A 13,950-nucleotide genomic window follows, 5' to 3' on the forward strand; every position below is an offset into this window, starting at 1 on the left:
CGACCCCACGAGTGCTATGGCAGATATCGAAGTCAGCAGTACGTGTGAGGAAGGGTACACGGTCACGAACGTCATCGACGACGAGTGGGAACTGGTCGTCGACGCGCTGAGCGAGGACGGTCCGTCTCCGAACCAGGTGCTGGCGGCGGACTACATCTCGTGTTACATCCCGGCGCTGCGCGTCGCCGCAGACCAGACCGGCTACGACGATCTCGGCGCTGTCGAGGCCGAAGTCGCTGCTGACCTCGACGACGACGACGATCTCGAAGCGGTCGCGTTCGAGATCGAGGTCGAGGCCGACCTCGGCGACGACGTCGAGGAGATCGTCGAACTCGGCGAGGAGATCTGTCACGTTCACTCGGCGCTTCAGGACGAACTCCACGCCGAGATCACGCTGCACGACGACGCGTTCTAAGCCCCGAGGAGACTATTTTTTGATGTGTGGGCAATAGCACGACGGCAGCTGCTGGTTACTCTGGGAACAAGAACACAACTGCAGAGGTGTTGTGATAGCCCGTGTAGTCCTCGTCTGCCGAGCAGACTTCGCCGTATGTTTCGAAGCCAGCGAACGGTGCATCGATCGAACGGCTGATCGCGTCGACTACGTCGTCGAAGTCGTCGCCCAGAATCATCGCCCGACACGCACAGTCGTAGACGAACCCGCCAGCGACGGCATCGCCGCCGAGTTCGTCGACGGCATTCGATGCGGCTGTTTCGACGGCCGACACTTGATCGGGTTTGCTGCTGTGTGTGACACGCAACTCAGTTCCTTCGGCAATGTCTACGGTAAATCCGAGCGAGCCGTCGGTATCTGTGGTTTGTCCCGGCCACCGGATGTTGTATCCCTCCGTCGAGATGAACGCGGACGCGACGAAATCTCTGATCCGAGACGCGATACTCTGGGCGTCTGCGTCAGGTTCTGACTCGATACCCAGCTCGTAGCGGCCGAGTAACATCAGAAACTCCTCGGAATCGGCCTCCAAGTCGTCGACGTCGATCCCGTACGACTCTTTCGCGTCTGTCCGAATCGCATCCCGCCAGGCCTCGAAAGCCGGCCGTCCGTCGAGTTTGTGGACCGTGCTCCCTTCGGCCTGGGTGACGGTCATCGGTTCCGAGATCGGTTCGTGGCCGTGGTTGACCGTTACCGCGAATGGATCTTCAGAGGCCAGTAGCGCGAGCGCGACGGCGTCTGATTCGACCTGTCCGTTACAGAATACGTGTGTCTCCTCCAGTCGAAGGTCGTCTCCAGCAGAGCCGCCAACAATCGGAATCTGGTCGTCGTCGAGATACTGTTCGGTAAGCTTCGTAATCTCGTCTCCGATGCTGACGATGCCGTCGTGGAGGTTGATTACCGCACGGTGTGGGTACTGGTCGATCTCTGGATCGTCCGGTTCCGGAAGATTGTGTACCGCGTCGAACAGGCAGCGCTTATGATCGGCACCCAGCCCCGTCGAGAGCGTGGTGAAGAACTCCATCGAATCGGAAGCGACGATGCCAACTGTCACAGTCTCTGCCTTCGAGCCGGCTTCAGTGAACTCTCCGGAAGACGAGCAGCCGATGATTTCGGTGTCCGAACCGACGATGCTTCGAATGCCCCAGAGGACTGCATCGTAGTCGTAGACTGGCGAACAGAAGACTTGGCAGAAGTCCGGGCTGTCAGCCTCGATGTTGTCGAGGGCCTCACGTACTGCCGCCATGCCGGCGGCGTCACCGCTCTCTCCCGTTGCTTGCCCTGTACCGACCTGTGTGTCCATGTACTCTGTCTAACTGAAAGAACGACTTATGCGTCACGGAGTTGGCGGAGACGCCATCGTGGTACACGACACGACGACGCCGGCGGGAAACGCTCATACGCCCGGCTCGCGAACAACTGTGTATGAGTAGCGACTGGACGAACGCGATCGCCGCAGAGCGAATGAAGGTCGACACCGAGTTCAACGACCGCGTCGAGGCCTCGTCGTTCTCGAACCAGCAGTGGAACCTCGTGATGACGGCACTCGAATTCGAGATCCACGGAGCCGAAGATCCGGAGACGGCGGAGATCGTGGCCGACACGTCGAACCTCTCGACGATCATGCCCGAACTCGATCGGATCGCCAAGCAGGGGCCGATGGGTGGCGGCGGGGGCGGCGGTGATTCGAGCGGCGACACCGGCGGCGGGCTCCTGGGCGGCGTCAAGGACGCACTGGGACTCGGTGGGGGCGGTGGCGGCGACGACCGCATCGAGGAAGCCGAGGAACTCGCGGCCGAGTACGCGGAACTGCTCCAGGAGAAGCTAGAGACGAACGGGCGCTGGAGTATGGTCTGCGACCGCGCCGCGTAGCGCGCGGAGCGACGTTTCGTGACCGTGACTCCCGACAGTGGCGACGCTCTGGCCGAGGACGATCGGAAACGATACGAAACGATCATATTCGAAAACGCTTTGTGATCGTTTTTCGTACGAGCGTGCATGCACGTCAGCGACGACTCGCCGCTCGTCCGCAACGGCAAGACGATCGTCCTCGCACACGATCACGGGCTCGAACACGGGCCAAAACAGTTCGACGGCGTCGAGGAGCGTCTCGATCCGACCGAGGTCTTCGAGATGGCGACTCACGACGCCGTCACCGCTCTGGCCGTCGGCAAGGGACTGACGGAGACGTACTATCCCAGCTACGACGACGAGGTGAATCTGCTGGCGAAGCTCAACGGCGGTTCGGATCTCTGGATGGGCGAACCGTACGCACCGCAGAACTGGTCGGTGGATTACGCCGCCGAACTGGGTGCTGACGCCGTCGGATACACCGTCTACCCCGGAGTCAACGACGAGCCGCGGATGTTCGAGGACTTCCGGCCGGTCCAGGAGCGGGCACGCGACCACGACCTCCCGATCGCGATGTGGTCGTACCCGCGCGGACAGGCGATCAAGGAGCACCGGAGCCGGGACGTGATCGCCTACGCCGCCCGCATCGGCCTCGAACTCGGCGGTGACTTCGTGAAGGTCAAGTATCCACGCAGTCCGGAGGCTATGGCCCACGCCGTCGACGCGGCCGGCGACACCGGCGTCCTCCTCTCTGGCGGTTCGAAGACCTCCGACCGCGAGTTCCTCGAACTCGTCGAGGGCTGTCTCGACGCCGGCGTCTCCGGGCTCGCGGTCGGCCGCAACGTCTGGCAACGCGCGGACCCGTACGACATTCTCGACAAACTCGAACGGGTCGTCTTCGAGGGTGCGAGTGCAGACGACGTACTCTAAGGGACGGGAAGAGTGAGTACAACTATGAGTTCGTTCGACGACGAGACCGAGGCCGCCGTCGCCGTTGCACGGGCACAGCTCCCGGAGACGGTCCCGAGCGAGCGAGTCGTCTTCGGCTTCGACGGGTACGTCGATCGCGTCCGCGAGGTCGTCGCAGATCGCCACGATCCCGACGACTACGACCGACTGGACACGCTGGCGGGCTTTGGCGATCGCGTCCACGACTCCGTCGCGGCCGACAGCTCCCTCTCCTTCGAGTGGCTCCAGCGAGGGACCCGGACCGGCGGCCACACGAGTCACCTCGCTCGGGCCTTCGGCAGTTGGGGCTTCGATCCGGTGATGATCGGGATGTACGGCCAGCCGGTGCGTGACGTGTTCGCCGACGAGTTCGCCGACTGCGAACTCCACTCGCTGGGCCAACCGGGCTACACGGACGCCGTCGAGTTCGACGACGGCAAGCTTATGCTCATCGAGAACGGGACGACGATGGACCTGGACTGGTCGTTTCTCACGGACCAGTTCGATCGAGAACGCCTCCGTGATCGACTCGACGGCGCGGCCCTGCTTGGCACCGGCTACTGGGCGGAGACGCCCGACCTGCCGGACGTACTCGACGGGATCGCCGGGCTCTGGGACGACATCGACGAGCCGCCCGAGACGGTGCTCGTCGATCCCGGTGACGTGCGGAAGCTCGACGCCGAGCGCCTCGACGGCGGGACGGGGGCCATCGGTCGCCTCGCGGCCCAGACGCGCGTCGTCGTCTCGGCCAACCGCGCAGAGACCCAGCTCCTCGCAGAGACCTACGGCGACGGCAGCGAGCAATCGCTCGCAGCGAAGGCTCGCACGCTCCGCGAGACCTTCGACGCCAGCCTGTTCGTCTCGCACGGCGTCGACCGGTCGCTGGTCGCCGGGGCCGACGGGACCACGGACGTGGCCGTCCCCTCCGTCGACGACCCGGAACTGACCACGAGTGCCGGCGACCACTTCAACGCCGGCCTCGCGCTGGCACTGGTCGCCGGTGTCGATCCGGCCGGTGCCGTCGTCGTCGGCAACGCCGTCGCCGGTGCGTTCGTGCGCAGCGGCGAACCGCCGACGTTCGAGGCGGTCCGTGCGTTCGTCGACGAGTACGAATCGAAGTTCTAGAGCCGTCGCGTCTCGACGGCGGCCCGATCCTCGAAGACGCCGTCGAGATCCGGAACGCCAGTCCCCGCCTGTGCGACTACGCGCGACGCGACTGCAACTCCCGTCGCCAGCGCGAGTTCGTCACGCTCTCCGCGTTCGAGCGACGCCAGCACGCCCGACAGCAGCGCGTCGCCGGCACCGACCGTGTCCACGACGTCGACGGCCAGCGGTTCGGCGTGGACGGCTCCGTCGGGACCGACGAGGACGGCTCCGTCGGCCCCCAGCGACGCGACGACGCGCTCGAAGCCCTGCTCTCTGAGCGCGCTGGCGGCCGTCACACACTCCTCGACGGTCTCGACGGTCGTCTCGGTGGCTGCGGCCAGCTCCTCGCGGTTGGGCTTGCACAGAGCGTAGTCGGCCGACAGCGACCGCAGGATCTCGCCTTCGACGTCCACGGCCGTCTGCCACGGCCCGGACGACGCGATGCGGTCGATGGCGTCGCTCTCTAGTCCCGGCGGGAGGCTGCCACCGACGAGCACGCGGGCTGGCTCGTGGTCGGCGATGCGGTCGACGAGGTCGTCGACGGCGCTCGCGTCGACGGCGGGACCCGCCTGGTTGAGCTTGTACTCGGTTCCGGCGGCCAGTGCGGTCGTGTTGAGCCGCGTCGGGTCGTCGACGGTGACGAACTCCGCGGGGACGTCGGCCGCTTCGAGTTGCTCCGTGACGAAGGTCCCGGTAAAGCCACCCAGGAGCCCGGTGGCGACGGTGGCGGTGTCCATCGCGGCCAGGAACTGCGAGACGTTGATCCCCTTGCCACCGGCGTCGAACTGCGCGTCGGTCGCTCTGTTGACCGTCTCGCTGGCCAGTGGCTCGTCGAAGGAGACCGTCTGGTCGACGGCGGGGTTGTAGGTGACAGTGAGGATCACGTGTCTGCCTCCAGGACGGTCACGCCGGCCTCGTCGAGGGCGTCGGCCAGCGCACCGTCCGGTGTGCGGTCGGTCACCAGCGTGTCGACCGCGTCGAGGTCGGCGACGGTGACGAACGACTGCTCGTCGAACTTCGAGCTGTCGGCGACGAGCACGACGCGGCTGGCCTGCTCGACGAACCGGGACTTGACCGCGGCCTCGGCCTCGTTGGGGGTCGTCAGCCCGGTCGTGGCGTCGAGGCTGTTCGTCCCGACGAACAGCAGGTCGACGTGATGGTCGTCGAGGAACCGCTGGGCGGTCGGGCCGACCAGCGCCCGGGTCCGGCGGCGCAACGTCCCGCCGGTCACCGTCACCTCGATGCCTTTGTCCAGCAGGGTCGTCGCCAGATCGGGCATGTTCGTCACCGCCTCGACGTCGGCCTCGCTCGGCAGCGCGCGGGCGACGGCCATCGTCGTCGTCCCGGCGTCGAACGACACCACCTGCGCGTCCTGCAACAGGTCGACGGCGCGGGCGGCGATGGCCTGTTTGGCGTCCAGTCGGTCGACTTCGCGCTGGCCGTACGGACGCTCCTGTCCGACGGACGACGCCGGGACGGCACCGCCGTGTGATCGCTCGATCCGGCCGTCGTCTTCGAGTTCCTGTAGGTCGCGCCGGATCGTCGCCTTCGAGAAGTCGAGTTCGGTTGCGAGTCGGGCGACAGAACAGCCGTCACGCTCCGTGACGAGTTCGACGATCCGCCGCTTGCGCTCGGCTGGCAGCATTACACCGGCGTTCGTGGCCGGGCGACTTACTACTTTCTATCGTTGCTGTTCGTTTTTGCTCGAAACTGAGTGATCTAGAGCCGGTCGACGACGGCCTCGGTGACCGCCTCGGTCGAGGCCGAGCCGCCGAGGTCCGGCGTCTTCGGCCCCTCTTCGAGCGTCGCCTCGACGGCCGTCCGAACGCGGTCGCCCTCGTCCTCGTAGCCCAGATGATCGAGCAGCATCGCGGCCGAGAGGATCATCGCAGCGGGGTTGGCGACGCCCTCGCCCGCGATGTCCGGCGCGGAGCCGTGGACCGGTTCGAACAGCGCGTTGTCCTCGCCGACGTTCGCGCTCGGGAGCAGGCCGAGACCGCCGACCAGTCCGGCCGCGAGGTCCGACAGCATGTCCCCGGCGAGATTCGGACAGATCACGACGCCGTAGTCCTCGGGGTGCATGACCAGGTGCATCGCCAGCGCGTCCATCAGCGCGGTGTCGTAGTCCGCACCGCGGTCCGCTCCGACAGCCTCGGCGGTGTCGAGGAACAGGCCGTCGGTCTCGCGCATGACGTTTGCCTTGTGGGCGATGGTCACGTCGTCGTAGTCGTTCTTGCGGGCGTAGTCGAAGCCGAAGTCGGCGATCTGTCGGGAGGCGTCCTCGGTGACCACACGCGTACACGTCGTGACGCCGTCGCTGATCTCGCTCTCGATGCCCTTGTAGACGCCCTCCGTGTTCTCCCGGATGAACACGAGGTCGGTGTCTGGCTGTACGGCGTCCAGACCGGGGTATGAGACCGCCGGGCGGACGTTCGCGAAGGAGTCGACGACCTGCCGGAGCGGCAAGATTACGTCGGCGGCCGTCTCGCCGGCCGCGCCAAAGAGCGTCGCGTCGGCGTCGGCGGCGATCTCGCGGGTCTCCTGTGGCAGTGCCTCGCCGGTCTCGGCCTTCACGGCGTCGCCGGCCTCGCCCTCGACGAACTCGAAGTCGACGTCGAGCGCGTCCAGTACGTCGACGGCCGCGGGCGTGACCTCCTGTCCGATCCCGTCGCCGGGGATCACTGCGATCTCGTGAGTCATGCGCGTACGTCTCGCGGGCGTCGAAAAGAGGGTGTCGATACCGGTCGTCCGCCCTCGCACGCGGGGTCGACGGACATGAACGCCGCCGCCGTCTACGAACTGCGTGCGTAGGCGACGCCGACGTTGTGCGTGACGAACAGCGCGAGCGCGAGCACACCGAGGCCCGCGAGGGCGGGGTCGGCGCTCTCGATTCCGACGGTCCCGAGCCACTGCGCGGCCGTCGCCGGTCGCAGTTCACACAGCAGCCAGGCCGTGGCCCCGACGGCCGTGACGACGCCGACACTGGCGGTTCCGGAGTCCAGCAACGACGAGTGGGGGACGACGCCGCGGAGTGCGTTGTCCTCGATCGTGTACACCACGGCCAGCGAGACGGCGAGGACCGTCGCCGCGAGCACGAACCCCTCGATCGCGATCGAGGCTTCGGCAACCGCCAGCCACAGATTCCACACCGTCGTTTCGGCGAGCGTGAGACCGACCAGCGACCCCGTCGACACCGCGAGGTCGACGCCGTTGGCCGTCAGGTCCTTCAGGATGCGTTCGACGAGGAGTCCGACCGCGAGGATGCCCCAGCCGACGAGGGCCGTCGCCGACGAAAGCGCCGCGGTCTGGACGACTGCCAGCCAGACCACGAGCGCCGCCGTCTCGACGAAGGTACACGCGAGTATCGAGACGGCGCGCACGGTCGTCATCCACCCCTCAAGCGACGGTCGCTCACCGCGTTCGTGCGTGGCCATGACCGATGGCAGACGCCGACTTCGGTTTGTTAACCGCTCGTTACCGACGCTCCGTCGGCGTCTGAAGCCGAAAAAGCGCTGCAGCGTTGGTCGTGGCCGCTCGTACTGCCGGCTGTCACTTCGTGAAGATCTTCGCCACCCCACGTGGCGAAATCCGTCACCGATTCACAGCTGACTGTCTCAGTCGTCGGAGTGGATCTCGTCTCGGGTCTGGTCGACGTAGGGCAGCGAGTCGGCGGTCGCTGCGATCGCTTGCTCGTTGGACTTCATCAGCGCGGTCGTGTCCCAGATCCCCTCGACGAGGGCCTGTCGCTGTGCGTCGTCCACGCTGACGCCGATCTCGTCGCCACCGTAGGTAACGGTCTCGGCCGCCACGTCGACCTCGATCTCGCCGTCCGGATTGTCGTCGACCCACTGCTGGAGCGCGTCGATGGTCTCGTGATCCGCGGTCACGGTCGGGATGCCGAGTGCCAGGCAGTTGCCGGCGAAGATTTCGGCGAAACCCTCGCCGATGATGGCGTCGATTCCCCAGCGCATCAGGGCCTGGGGCGCGTGCTCGCGCGAGGAGCCACAGCCGAAGTTGTCGTTGACCACCAGCACGTTCGCGTCCTGGAAGCGGTCTTCGTTGAACGGGTGGTCTTTCTGGTTGTCGTCGTCGTCGAAGCGCAGGTCGAAGAAGGCGAACTCGCCCAGCCCGTCGAAGGTGACGACCTTCATGAACCGCGCCGGGATGATCTGGTCCGTGTCGATGTCGTTGCCCCGAATCGGAACGCCGGTGCCGTCGACGTAGTCGACGGAGGGGATGTCTTCCGTTCCCGTCATGCGGTGGTCACCTCCTCCAGTTCGCGCACGTCAGACACCTCGCCGGTGATCGCCGCGGCGGCGACCATCCGGGGGTTCATCAGGACGGTCCGGCCGTCCTTGCTCCCCTGGCGGCCGACGAAGTTCCGGTTCGACGAGGACGCACAGGCCTCGTCGCCCTCCAGCTGGTCCTCGTTCATGCCCAGACACATCGAACAGCCGGCGTTGCGCCAGTCGAAGCCGGCCGCCTCGAAGATGTCCTTCAGGCCCTCCTCCTCGGCTGTCTTCTGGACGCGCTGGCTGCCGGGGACGACCATCGCGCGAACGTCGTCTGCGACCTCGCGACCCTCGACGATGCGGGCGGCCCGACGCAGGTCTGGCAGGCGGGCGTTGGTACACGAGCCCAGGAAGGCTACGTCGATATCGTAGCCTTCCATGGTCTCGCCGGGTTCGACGCGCATGTGTTCCTGCGCGCGTCGCGCCGTGTCCTGCTTGCCGTCGGCCAGCTCTTCGGGGGCCGGGATCGGGTCGTGGATGCCGATGCCCTGGCCGGGGGTGGTCCCCCACGTCACGACGGGGTCGAGCTCCGAGGCGTCGATGTGGACCACGTCGTCGTACTCGGCGTCGTCGTCGCTGCGGATCGACTCCCAGTAGGGCTTTAGCTCGTCGAACTTCTCGGGGTCGTCCTGGAAGTAGTCCGTCTCTTTCATCCACTCGTAGGTGGTCTCGTCGGGGTTGACGTAGCCCGCACGGGCACCGCCCTCGATGGACATGTTACAGATGGACATCCGGCCTTCCATGCCGAGGTTCTCGATGGCCTCACCGGCGTACTCGTAGACGTAGCCGACGCCGCCCTCGGTGCCGAGCCGGCGGATAATCTCCAGGATGATGTCCTTGGCCTCGACGCCCTCGCCGAGTTCGCCGTCGACCTGGATCTTCCGGACCTTCTGTTTCTCCATCGCGATGGTCTGGGTCGCCAGCACGTCCCGGATCTGGCTCGTGCCGATCCCGAACGCGAGCGCGCCGAACGCACCGTGTGTCGAGGTGTGGCTGTCGCCACAGACGATGGTCTTGCCGGGCTGGGTGATCCCCTGCTCCGGCCCGATGACGTGGACGATCCCCTGATCGCCCGTCGTCGGATCGGAGAACTGGATGCCTGCGTCGCGGACGTTCTCCTCTAGCTCGGCCATCATGTTCTCGGCCGCGTCTTCGGCGTAGGGCCGATCCTGGTTCCCGGTCGGGACGATGTGGTCGACCGTCGCGTGGGTCAGGTCCGGCCGCGCGACTTCGAGGCCGCGCTCTTTGAGCATCCCGAACGCCTGGGGACTCGTGACCTCGTGGATGAGGTGGAGCCCGACGAACAGCTGGTCCTGCCCGTTGGGCAGGGTCGTGACTTTGTGCCGGTCCCAGACCTTGTCGTACAGTGTGTTCTGGCTCATACGGAATCCGTCCGTCCCTCTGTGCCGCGCTCGAAGACGCGGGTCGTCCCTTCAGTGGGAGACTCGTGGTCCACGTCGTCCATGGTGTCGGTCTCCGCCTCCTCTGTCTCCGTCGGCCGCTCGCCGCCGTCGGCGACCACTGTCGGGCCGCGACGGAACGCGCCGCCGAACGATTCGTCCGTGTGTGGATGCGTGTGATCCACGTCGTGCATGTTGCTCATGTCAGTCGTCTGCTGGTGCTTCCGCAGCGTCGGCGTCGGCGTCCTCGCCGTCCCACGCGAACAGTTCGCGCAGGTCCGCGCCGACGCGTTCGATCTGGTGGTTCTGTTCTGCCGAACGGTACTGCTTGTAGGCCGGCCGGTTGGCCTGGTTCTCCGAGATCCACTCGCGAGCGAACTCGCCGTTCTGGACCTCTTCGAGGATCTCTTCCATGCCCTCGCGGTCGATCACCGACTCACCGCGCGTGAGACCGCCGTACTCGGCGGTGTCGGAGACGGAGTTCCACATCCCCATGTGGCCGCCTTCGTACATCAGATCGACGATGAGTTTGAGTTCGTTCAGACACTCGAAGTAGGCCATCTCGGGGGCGTAGCCCGCGTCGACGAGCGTCTCGAAGCCGGCCTTCACGAGGTCGGTGACGCCGCCACAGAGGACGGCCTGCTCGCCGAACAGGTCGGTCTCGACTTCTTCCTGGAAGGTCGTCTCGATGACGCCGGCTCGCGCGCAGCCGACAGCCTGGGCGTAGGCGAGTGCCTCCTGCTTGGCGTCGCCGGTCGCGTCCTGCTCGACGGCGATCAGGCCCGGCGTCCCCTCGTCGCGCTTGTACGTGCGGCGCACGAGGTGGCCGGGGGACTTGGGCGCGACCATCGTCACGTCCACGTCCGCGGCGGGCTCGATCTGGCCGTAGTGGATGTTGAACCCGTGTGCGAACTGGAGCGTGTCACCCGCGTCGAGGCCGTCCTCGATGGTCTCGTACACGTCGGGCTGGACCGTGTCTGGGACCAGCATGACGACGATGTCGGCCTCGCTGGCGGCGGCCGCGGGCGTCTCGACTCGCAGTCCGTCGGCTTCCGCCTCGGTCCGGGAGGACGAGGACTCTCGCAGGCCGACCACCACGTCGACGCCGCTGTCGTCGAGGTTCTGTGCCTGTGCGTGGCCCTGGCTGCCGTAGCCGAGGATCGCGACGGTCTTGTCTTCGATGTGCGATGCGTCTACGTCTTCGTCGTAGTAAACGTCGGTCGTGAGTTTGTCAGTCATCGTTCTCCAGTGTGTCGGCCCCTCTTTCAAGTGCTGCGGTTCCGGTCCGCACGACTTCCTGCACGTCGAACTGCTCGAACGCGCCGACGGCGGCGTCGATCTTCTGCTTGCTGCCGGTCAACTCGACGGTGACCGATTCGGCGGTCACGTCGACCGCCTGCCCGCCGTACATGTCCGCGACGGCGTTGACGTCGTCTGGCTTCTCGCCGCTGACCTTGATCAGCGCGAGTTCGCGGCGCGTGTTCTGCTGGTCCAGTTCCGTCACCGAGATCGTCGGCACGAGCTTGCGCAGTTGCTTTTTCGCCTGCTCGATGCCGGGCTGGGGTTCCTCGATGACGATCGTCATCCGGGCCACCCCGTCGTCGTGAGTCGGGCCGACGGTCAGGCTCTCGATGTTGAACTGCCGGCGGCTGAAGAGGCTCGACACCTCCGAGAGGACGCCGGGCTCGTGTTTCACGAGTGCGGAGAGGACGGCCTCGCGTGGCTCGTGTGTGACCTCCGCCTCGGGGTCGATGCGAATACCCTGCGTGTTGCGCCGCCCGTCCGGACGCATCCGCTCGTCCGGGGCCGGCCCTGGCATACCACCGGTCATAGTTGCTCCAGATGTCGCTCGTTCAGTGCGAACAGTCCGTTGTCCCCGCCGCTGGGAACCATCGGATAGACGTTCTCTGCGGGGTCGATGATCGCGTCGACGACCGAGGGGCCGTCGTACTCGCGTGCCGCCTGGATCGTCTCCTCGACGTCGTCGTACTCCTCCAGCCGGAAGCCCCGCGCGCCGAAGGCCTCGGCGAGCTTGTCGAACTCGGGGATCCACGGGTACTCGGAGGCCATCCGACGACCCTCGTGGAAGGCGTCCTGCCACTGGCGGACCATCCCGACGGCCTCGTTGTTGAGGACGACGTAGGTGATGTCGAGGTTCTCGCGGACGGCGACCGAGAGCTCCTGGACGGTCATCAGGAAGGAGCCGTCACCGTCGAAGCAGACGACCTCCTGGTCGGGTGCGGCCAGCTTCGCGCCGATGGCGGCGGGCGCGCCGTACCCCATCGTCCCCAGTCCGTGACTGGAGACCCAGGTGCGGGGTTCGGTGAACTCCCAGAACTGGGAGGCCCACATCTGGTGCTGGCCGACGCCGGTACAGACGATCGTGTCGTCCGGCGTCAGCTCGCTGAACCGCTCGACGACGTACTGTGGCTTCAGCGGTTCGTCGTCGGGCGTCTCGTAGTCCATCGGGTACTCGGCTTTCCACTCCTGGCACTGCTCGCGCCACTCGTCGGCGTCCGGTGCGGACGGCATCGCGTCGTACAGCTGCCGGAGCGTGGCCCGAGCGTCGCCGATCAGCGGGTAGTCCGCGTGGACGTTCTTGCTGATCTCTGCGGGGTCGATGTCGACGTGGACGATGTCGGCGTCGGGTGCGAAAGAGTCGATCCCGCCCGTCAGTCGGTCGTCGAAGCGGGTGCCGATCGCCAGCATGCAGTCGGTGTTGGTGATCGCCATGTTGGCGTAGCCGGTGCCGTGCATGCCAGCCCACTCAAGCGAGAGCTCGTGGTCTTCCGGGAAGCTCCCGATCCCTGGCATCGTCGTGATGACCGGGATCTCGTACTCGAAGGCGAAGTCCCGCAGCGCGTCGGCCGCGTCGGCCTTGATGACGCCGCCGCCCGCGAGGACGACCGGCCGCTGGGCGGCCGCCAGCGCGTCGGCGGCCTCCTGGACGTTCTCGTCGTCGGCCTCTTCGGGCACGTCGTAGGTGTCTGGCTTCTTCGGCGAGGCCGGCTCGATCTCCGTCTCCCCTTTGGTGATGTCCTTGGGGAGGTCGACCAGCGTCGGTCCCTGCCGTCCCTCGTTTGCCAGCGCCCAGGCCTCGCCGACCTCGGTGCCGACGGTGTCTGCGTCGTCGGCGAAGTAGCTGTGCTTGGTGACCGGCTGAGTGATGCCGACCGTATCCGTCTCCTGGAAGGCGTCGTTGCCGACGAAGTCCGTCGGCACCTGGCCGGTCAGCGCGATCATCGGGTCCGAGTCCATGTTGGCGTCGGCCAGCCCGGTGACGAGGTTCGTCGCGCCGGGGCCAGACGTGGCAAAGCAGACGCCGGGCTCGCCCGAGACGATGCCGAAGGCGTCCGCCGCGTGGGACGCGCCCTGTTCGTGGGCCATCGTGACGTGGTCGATCTCGGAGTCGTACAGTGCGTCGTAGACGGGCATGATCGCGCCGCCCTGGACACCGAAGACGTACTCCGCGCCCGCGTTTTCCAGCGCCCTGACGACCGACTGTGCGCCGGTCGTGACCGGGGCCTGCTCCGCCTCGTCCTCGTCGGCGTCGGCCTCGTCGGCCTGGACCGACGCTCGTTCACTCATCGCTCTCACCTCGCTGTCCTGTTCGATACCGTGGTCGTGTGTGTGTATGCATTGCTGGAGTCTCCTGCGTTGGTGGAAAACCGGTCCGACGATCGCTGAGAAGTGTGGTAGGAGGGGCTATACAGCCCCTACAATACGACCGCCGAGAAGCGTGGCCGCGCGGCTGGCCGCGGAGCGAGCCCCGGTACCAGCCTGCGCCATCATCGTGTCGAGTGTCTGTGCGTGCCGGATAATAAGGGTTCCGTGACACGTGCTGTCGAGCGCCATCGGCACC

Annotated in this window: 15 protein-coding genes; 4 read left to right on the plus strand and 11 right to left on the minus strand. The window is 66.4% G+C overall.

Going from position 1 to position 13,950, the window contains the following annotated elements; genetic code table 11:
* Positions 1-16 precede the first annotated feature (16 nt).
* The gene (locus ACAH01_RS07240; protein WP_170094616.1) at positions 17-415 is read left to right on the plus strand and encodes an OsmC family protein; all 399 of its coding nucleotides are present in this window, start codon (positions 17-19) and stop codon (positions 413-415) included.
* A 55-nt stretch (positions 416-470) separates the two neighbouring features.
* Here ACAH01_RS07240 and ACAH01_RS07245 read toward each other — a convergent pair whose 3' ends face one another.
* Entirely contained in the window at positions 471-1,754 is a 1,284-nt protein-coding gene (locus tag ACAH01_RS07245; RefSeq protein WP_372480710.1) for an FIST signal transduction protein, read from the minus strand.
* A 122-nt stretch (positions 1,755-1,876) separates the two neighbouring features.
* On the opposite strand from ACAH01_RS07245, the gene ACAH01_RS07250 reads away from it, so the two are divergent.
* The 3 genes from ACAH01_RS07250 (at position 1,877) to ACAH01_RS07260 (ending at position 4,375) form a co-directional block, all read left to right on the plus strand.
* Complete coding sequence (locus tag ACAH01_RS07250; RefSeq protein ID WP_170094614.1) at positions 1,877-2,323, plus strand: DUF5799 family protein; 447 nt, start codon at positions 1,877-1,879, stop codon at positions 2,321-2,323.
* A 126-nt stretch (positions 2,324-2,449) separates the two neighbouring features.
* Positions 2,450-3,232 (plus strand): class I fructose-bisphosphate aldolase, encoded by a 783-nt coding sequence (locus tag ACAH01_RS07255; protein WP_170094613.1) that lies wholly within the window; start codon positions 2,450-2,452, stop codon positions 3,230-3,232.
* Between the two features lie 24 nt (positions 3,233-3,256).
* The gene (locus tag ACAH01_RS07260) at positions 3,257-4,375 is read left to right on the plus strand and encodes a PfkB family carbohydrate kinase (RefSeq protein WP_372480711.1); all 1,119 of its coding nucleotides are present in this window, start codon (positions 3,257-3,259) and stop codon (positions 4,373-4,375) included.
* Here the strand turns inward: ACAH01_RS07260 and pfkB are convergent.
* The 10 genes from pfkB to ilvB all read right to left on the minus strand — a co-directional run bounded on the left by pfkB (position 4,372) and on the right by ilvB (position 13,676).
* Positions 4,372-5,280: a 1-phosphofructokinase gene (pfkB, locus tag ACAH01_RS07265; protein WP_372480712.1), complete on the minus strand. Its 909-nt coding sequence runs from the start codon at positions 5,278-5,280 to the stop codon at positions 4,372-4,374. The two genes, ACAH01_RS07260 and pfkB, sit on opposite strands and share 4 nt — an antisense overlap.
* On the minus strand, positions 5,277-6,041 hold the full coding sequence (gene glpR, locus ACAH01_RS07270; protein ID WP_170094610.1) for an HTH-type transcriptional regulator GlpR: 765 nt from the start codon (positions 6,039-6,041) through the stop codon (positions 5,277-5,279). Before glpR ends, pfkB begins: the two co-directional genes overlap by 4 nt.
* 74 nt (positions 6,042-6,115) lie before the next feature.
* On the minus strand, positions 6,116-7,096 hold the full coding sequence (locus ACAH01_RS07275) for an isocitrate/isopropylmalate dehydrogenase family protein (RefSeq protein WP_170094609.1): 981 nt from the start codon (positions 7,094-7,096) through the stop codon (positions 6,116-6,118).
* A 92-nt stretch (positions 7,097-7,188) separates the two neighbouring features.
* On the minus strand, positions 7,189-7,830 hold the full coding sequence (locus tag ACAH01_RS07280) for a hypothetical protein (RefSeq protein WP_372480713.1): 642 nt from the start codon (positions 7,828-7,830) through the stop codon (positions 7,189-7,191).
* A 180-nt stretch (positions 7,831-8,010) separates the two neighbouring features.
* On the minus strand, positions 8,011-8,652 hold the full coding sequence (gene leuD, locus ACAH01_RS07285; protein WP_372480714.1) for a 3-isopropylmalate dehydratase small subunit: 642 nt from the start codon (positions 8,650-8,652) through the stop codon (positions 8,011-8,013).
* Positions 8,649-10,070, minus strand: coding sequence for a 3-isopropylmalate dehydratase large subunit (gene leuC / locus ACAH01_RS07290; protein WP_372480715.1), 1,422 nt, complete (start codon positions 10,068-10,070; stop codon positions 8,649-8,651). The genes leuD and leuC overlap by 4 nt, the downstream gene beginning before the upstream one ends.
* Positions 10,067-10,291 (minus strand): hypothetical protein, encoded by a 225-nt coding sequence (locus ACAH01_RS07295; protein ID WP_153553720.1) that lies wholly within the window; start codon positions 10,289-10,291, stop codon positions 10,067-10,069. Before ACAH01_RS07295 ends, leuC begins: the two co-directional genes overlap by 4 nt.
* A 1-nt stretch (position 10,292) precedes the next feature.
* Positions 10,293-11,327 carry a ketol-acid reductoisomerase gene (gene ilvC / locus ACAH01_RS07300; protein WP_153553719.1) on the minus strand — a complete coding sequence of 345 codons (1,035 nt, stop codon included), beginning with the start codon at positions 11,325-11,327 and terminating at the stop codon, positions 10,293-10,295.
* Positions 11,320-11,907, minus strand: coding sequence for an acetolactate synthase small subunit (gene ilvN / locus ACAH01_RS07305; RefSeq protein ID WP_170094604.1), 588 nt, complete (start codon positions 11,905-11,907; stop codon positions 11,320-11,322). The genes ilvC and ilvN overlap by 8 nt, the downstream gene beginning before the upstream one ends.
* A gap of 8 nt (positions 11,908-11,915) precedes the next feature.
* Positions 11,916-13,676, minus strand: coding sequence for a biosynthetic-type acetolactate synthase large subunit (gene ilvB / locus ACAH01_RS07310; protein ID WP_372480716.1), 1,761 nt, complete (start codon positions 13,674-13,676; stop codon positions 11,916-11,918).
* Positions 13,677-13,950 lie beyond the last annotated feature (274 nt).

The organism is Halomicrobium sp. HM KBTZ05 (genome assembly GCF_041530035.1).
Taxonomy (GTDB): Archaea; Halobacteriota; Halobacteria; order Halobacteriales; family Haloarculaceae; genus Halomicrobium.

Coding starts and splice junctions, on each gene's coding strand:
- ACAH01_RS07260 (WP_372480711.1), top strand. CDS start 3,257: ATGAGTTCGTTCGACGACGAGACCGAGGCCGCCGTCGCCGTTGCACGG.
- leuC (WP_372480715.1), bottom strand. CDS start 10,070: ATGAGCCAGAACACACTGTACGACAAGGTCTGGGACCGGCACAAAGTC.
- ACAH01_RS07280 (WP_372480713.1), bottom strand. CDS start 7,830: ATGGCCACGCACGAACGCGGTGAGCGACCGTCGCTTGAGGGGTGGATG.
- ilvB (WP_372480716.1), bottom strand. CDS start 13,676: ATGAGTGAACGAGCGTCGGTCCAGGCCGACGAGGCCGACGCCGACGAG.
- ACAH01_RS07240 (WP_170094616.1), top strand. CDS start 17: ATGGCAGATATCGAAGTCAGCAGTACGTGTGAGGAAGGGTACACGGTC.
- ilvC (WP_153553719.1), bottom strand. CDS start 11,327: ATGACTGACAAACTCACGACCGACGTTTACTACGACGAAGACGTAGAC.
- ilvN (WP_170094604.1), bottom strand. CDS start 11,907: ATGCCAGGGCCGGCCCCGGACGAGCGGATGCGTCCGGACGGGCGGCGC.
- ACAH01_RS07245 (WP_372480710.1), bottom strand. CDS start 1,754: ATGGACACACAGGTCGGTACAGGGCAAGCAACGGGAGAGAGCGGTGAC.
- ACAH01_RS07255 (WP_170094613.1), top strand. CDS start 2,450: ATGCACGTCAGCGACGACTCGCCGCTCGTCCGCAACGGCAAGACGATC.
- glpR (WP_170094610.1), bottom strand. CDS start 6,041: ATGCTGCCAGCCGAGCGCAAGCGGCGGATCGTCGAACTCGTCACGGAG.
- leuD (WP_372480714.1), bottom strand. CDS start 8,652: ATGACGGGAACGGAAGACATCCCCTCCGTCGACTACGTCGACGGCACC.
- ACAH01_RS07250 (WP_170094614.1), top strand. CDS start 1,877: ATGAGTAGCGACTGGACGAACGCGATCGCCGCAGAGCGAATGAAGGTC.
- ACAH01_RS07275 (WP_170094609.1), bottom strand. CDS start 7,096: ATGACTCACGAGATCGCAGTGATCCCCGGCGACGGGATCGGACAGGAG.
- ACAH01_RS07295 (WP_153553720.1), bottom strand. CDS start 10,291: ATGAGCAACATGCACGACGTGGATCACACGCATCCACACACGGACGAA.